General features: G+C 69.8%; 4 protein-coding genes. 1 reads left to right on the top strand and 3 read right to left on the bottom strand.

Annotated elements, in window-relative coordinates:
* The 3 genes from GA0115259_RS30335 to GA0115259_RS30325 form a co-directional block, all read right to left on the bottom strand.
* Window positions 1-812: COG4705 family protein (locus GA0115259_RS30335; protein WP_093602935.1), on the bottom strand; the 812-nt coding region annotated here is incomplete at its 3' end.
* A 95-nt stretch (window positions 813-907) separates the two neighbouring features.
* A complete protein-coding gene (locus GA0115259_RS30330; RefSeq protein WP_093602933.1) occupies window positions 908-2389 on the bottom strand; it encodes a sensor histidine kinase in 1482 nt (493 codons plus the stop codon).
* Between the two features lie 65 nt (window positions 2390-2454).
* The gene (locus GA0115259_RS30325) at window positions 2455-3213 is read right to left on the bottom strand and encodes a response regulator transcription factor (RefSeq protein ID WP_093602931.1); all 759 of its coding nucleotides are present in this window, start codon (window positions 3211-3213) and stop codon (window positions 2455-2457) included.
* A 292-nt stretch (window positions 3214-3505) separates the two neighbouring features.
* Here GA0115259_RS30325 and GA0115259_RS30320 point away from each other — a divergent pair, with 292 nt between their 5' ends.
* Complete coding sequence (locus tag GA0115259_RS30320) at window positions 3506-4288, top strand: FAD:protein FMN transferase (protein ID WP_345941046.1); 783 nt, start codon at window positions 3506-3508, stop codon at window positions 4286-4288.
* Window positions 4289-4343 lie beyond the last annotated feature (55 nt).

The raw sequence follows: 4343 nt of genomic DNA, 5'->3' as shown, positions 1-4343 counted from the left end.
CACTCTGCCCGCGGGCTGAGCGGCTCGGGCGGTACGACATCCCTCCTGGTCCGGGTGAGAAAGACGACCAGGCCGAGGATCACCGCCAGGAACAGCGCGCTGGTCCCCACGGTGCCGAGCCCGAGTCCACCGTCCGCACGCGCCTGGGACAGATAGTCGCCGAAGGACGCGCCGAGCGGGCGGGTAAGGACATAGGCGATCCAGAACGACCAGACGGCGTTCAGATCGAGGGCGCGGTGGGCGACGGCCACCGCGGCGATCAGAACGGCGAAGATGACGGCGGAGAGCCAGTATCCGAGGTTCAGCCGCTCGGCGGTGAGATCGCCCGCGGCGGTCCCGAGGGCGAAGGTGAAGAGGATCGCCAGCCAGTAGAAGCCCTCGCGCCGGCCGGTGCGGATGGAGTGGATGGAGAGCGTGCGCTCGCACGCGTACCAGCCGATGAAGGTGAGGGCCAGGGCGACCGCGAAGACCGCCGTCGTGGTCTCCAGCGGGACTCCGAGGTTGTCGGTGAGATTGTCGCTGACCAGTGTGCCGACCACGCTGATCAGTACGACGGCGAGCCAGTACAGGCCCGGCACATAGGCGCGCGCCCGGAACTGGAAGAACAGTGTGATCACGAGCAGGGCGCCCATGATGAAGGACGTGTTGGTCAGTCCGAGGCCGAGATTGGCGTTGAGCAGGTCGGCCGCGGTCTCGCCGACCGTGGTGCACAGGACCTTGATGCCCCAGAAGTAGAGGGTGACTTCGGGAACCTTGTTCATCAGCTCGCGGCGCCGGGTGGAGGCGTCCGGCAGATATGTGTCTGCTGTCATGACGCAGCACGCTGGCAGGGTTCACCTGAATGTTTCCTGACCGGTGAACGTTTCCTGACCGGACGGCGCGGTCACGGTCACCGGGCCGGTCACGGTCACCCGGTCCGGACGAGAGGCAGCCGTACGGCGAAGACCGTATGGCCCGGGCGGCTGATCACGTCCACCGTGCCGCCATGGGCGGCGACCACCGCGGCGACGATCGCCAGACCGAGGCCCGTACCGCCCGTGGTTCCCTCTCCCGTGGTCCTGGACCGGGCGCGGTCGGCGCGGGTGAACCGCTGGAAGATCTCGGGCTGGAGTTCCTCGGGGATGCCCGGTCCGGTGTCGCTCACGGTCAGTTCGGCGTGGTCCTCCTGGGCGGCGATGCGCAGAGTCACGGTCGTGTCCGGCGGTGTGTGCGTACGGGCGTTGCCCAGGAGGTTGGCGACGACCTGGTAGAGACGGTGTTCCTCGCCGGTGACGGTCACCGGTTCGCTGGGCAGATCCAGCAGCCAGTGGTGTTCCGGCGCGGCAGCGCGCGCGTCACTCATGGCGTCGAGCGCGAGCCGGGTGAGATCGACGGTGTCCCGGACCAGCGGCCGGCCCGCGTCCAGGCGTGCCAGCAGCAGCAGGTCCTCGACCAGACCGCTCATCCGTTCGCTCTCGTACTGGATGCGCTCCAGGGCGTGCCGTACGTCGTCGGGTACGGACTCCGGGTGGCGCAGGGCCAGTTCGGCGTGTGCGCGCACGGTCGCCACCGGAGTGCGCAGCTCATGGCTGGCGTCGGCGGCGAAGTGGCGCAGCCGTTCCTCGATGGCATGACGGCGGGAGAGCGCGTCGCCGACATGGCCGAGCATCCGGTTGAGCGCGGCGCCGACCTGGCCGACCTCGGTCCGGGTGTCGGTGTCGGGCACCGGGTCGGGCATGGCGACCTCGCCGCTGGCCAGCGGCATACGGGCCACCTCGGTGGCGGTCGCGGCGACACGGCTGAGCGGGCGCAGGGAGAGCCGTACCCAGAAGGCGCCCGCCACTCCGGTGACCACGATCGCGGCTCCGAACACCGCCGTCTCCACCGCTTCCAGCCGGTGCACGGTGTCCGTCACACGTCTGAGCGGCAGTCCGGTCAGGAGCGTGTCGCCCTCGTGGCCGGGCTCGGCGACCACCCGGTAGGCGCCGAGGGAGGAGAGAGTGATGTTGTGTCCCTTGCCGTCCGGCGGTACGGCGGCCAGTGTGTCCCGGTCCGCGCGGCTGAGCGGCACGGGCACATGCGTATAACCGTGCACCAGCGACGCCTCGGTGGCGACGCCGAACAGCAGCCGGGCGCCGAAGGTGCCCTCCGCCTGGCCCCGGGTGTCGGCGTTCGCGTTCCCGTCGTCCTGCCCGTGTTCCGCGCCCTCCAGGCTCGCCGCGAACCGTCCGTCGGCCACGGCGAGCTGATGGTCGAGTCTGGCCATCAGAAAGCGTTCGAGCGCCAGTACGGTGATCACGCCCACCGCGAGACAGGCGAGGGCGAGCAGCAGGAGGAGTCCGGTGGTCAGCCGGGCCCGGAGAGTGCGCGGCACGGGCAGCCGTCCCAGCAGCCTCCGCAGCGCTCTCATGGCATGCCGAGTGGCATCTCGCGCCCGTCCCGCGCGGTCGGCGGCACTCGCCCGGCTCACGCCGCTCACGCGTCCGGCTTCAGTACGTAACCGACCCCGCGCACCGTGTGGATCAGCGGCGTCCGGCCCGCGTCGATCTTCTTGCGCAGATAGCTGATGTACAGCTCGACGACATGGGCCTGGCCGCCGAAGTCGTACGACCAGACCCGGTCCAGGATCTGCTCCTTGGACAGGACCCGGCGGGCGTTGCGCATCAGGAAACGCAGCAGTTCGAACTCGGTACGGGACAGGTCCACCGCCACGCCCGCCCTGGTGACCTCGTGCGACTCCTCGTCCATCACCAGTTCGCCCACCACCAGCCGGTCACCGCCCGGCTCCCGGGCCATACCGGCCCTGCGCAGCAGCCCGCGCAGCCGGGCGAGCACCTCCTCCAGGCTGAACGGCTTGGTGACATAGTCGTCACCGCCCGCGGTGATGCCCGCGATCCGGTCCTCCACGGTGTCACGGGCGGTGAGGAAGAGTACGCAGACGTCCGGCAGTATGGCGCGCAGCTCGCGCAGGACCCGGAGACCGTCCATGTCGGGCAGCATCCAGTCGAGTACGACGGCGTCGGGGCGGAACGTATGGGCGGCGCGGACCGCCGACCGGCCGTCGCCCGCGCTCCGTACCTCCCATCGCTCGTAGCGCAGCGCTCCGGACAGGACCTCGGTCAGATCCGGCTCGTCGTCGACGACGAGGACGCGCACCGGGGCGCCGTCGGGCCTGCTCAGGACGGGAGAGGCGGTGTGATCGGCGTGTTCGGCGTGTTCGGCGTGTTTCTCCATTTTCTCCATGGTCGGTCCAGCTTCTCGCGCCGCGATCGCCGACGCGGGCAGGACGGGCTCCGCGTCTCCGCGTCATCGGTGTGTCGCGGTGTGTCGTGGGCGCGCGGGCGCGCGGGCGGTACGAGGGTGGTGTACGGGGGGGCGCACGGACGGTGCGGTCGCCGGAGACCGCCGTGTGTCCGCCGGGGCCCGCCCGCGTTCAGCCCGCGTTCAGAAGGTTCTCAGAGGGCGTCTTGCGAAGGTGGTTGTCCTGCCTCCGGCAGACAGTCCGCCTCCGAAAGAGGGACCCCTGGTGATCACCCAACAGGACCCGCAGAGCAGAAACAGTCCCCATCCCGGTCTGCGCCACTTCGAGCATGTGATGGGGACGGTGTTCTCGTTCGACATCCATGATCCCGTCACCCAGGAGGTGGGACGGGCCCTTGCCCAGGGCATCGCCTGGCTGCACGAGATGGACGCGCTGTTCTCCACGTTCCGCGAGGACAGCGCCGTCAGCCGGATCGCGCGCGGTGAGACGACCGTGGATCAGTGCCCGGACGTGGTGGGCGAGGTCCTCGCGCTCTGCGAGGAGGCGACACGGGACACCGAGGGATTCTTCACGGCTGCTCCGCAGGGCCGACTCGATCCGTCCGGTCTGGTCACGGGATGGTCGGTGGAGCGTGTCTCGCAGGATCTGTACGCGGCCGGAGCACGGAACACGTACATCGACGCCGGAGGCGATCTCCAGCTCCGGGGCGAGACCTCACCGGGCCTGGACTGGCGGATCGGTATCGCCCATCCGGTCCTCCGGGACCAGCTCATAGCCGTCGTCCACGGCCACGATCTGGGCGTCGCGACCTCGGGATCGGCGGAGCGCAGCGGCCGGATCATCGATCCGCGCACGGGCCTGCCGGCCTCCCGGCTGTTGTCCGTCACCGTGACCGGCCCTCATCTCACCCGCGCCGATGTCTTCGCCACCGCCGCCTTCGCCATGGGTGATCTGGCGCGCTCCTGGATCGAGTCCCAGGACGGCTACGAGGCGCTGGCCGTCACCGCCGACGGAGAGACCTGGCAGAGCAGCGGCTTCCCGTCCTAGGGCCTGTCTGACAAATGATCAACGAGCGGGTGCATGCTCGGTCCAACTACCTTGC

The sequence above is a fragment of the Streptomyces sp. MnatMP-M17 genome, assembly GCF_900091995.1.
Lineage (GTDB): Bacteria > Actinomycetota > Actinomycetes > Streptomycetales > Streptomycetaceae > Streptomyces.
The sequence above is the reverse complement of the archived record's forward strand: the minus strand, read 5'-3'. Positions and strand labels throughout refer to the sequence as shown.

What these genes read in the sequence shown, in the direction of transcription:
- GA0115259_RS30330 (WP_093602933.1), bottom strand. Translation starts at nt 2,389, where the DNA reads ATGAGAGCGCTGCGGAGGCTGCTGGGACGGCTGCCCGTGCCGCGCACT.
- GA0115259_RS30325 (WP_093602931.1), bottom strand. Translation starts at nt 3,213, where the DNA reads ATGGAGAAACACGCCGAACACGCCGAACACGCCGATCACACCGCCTCT.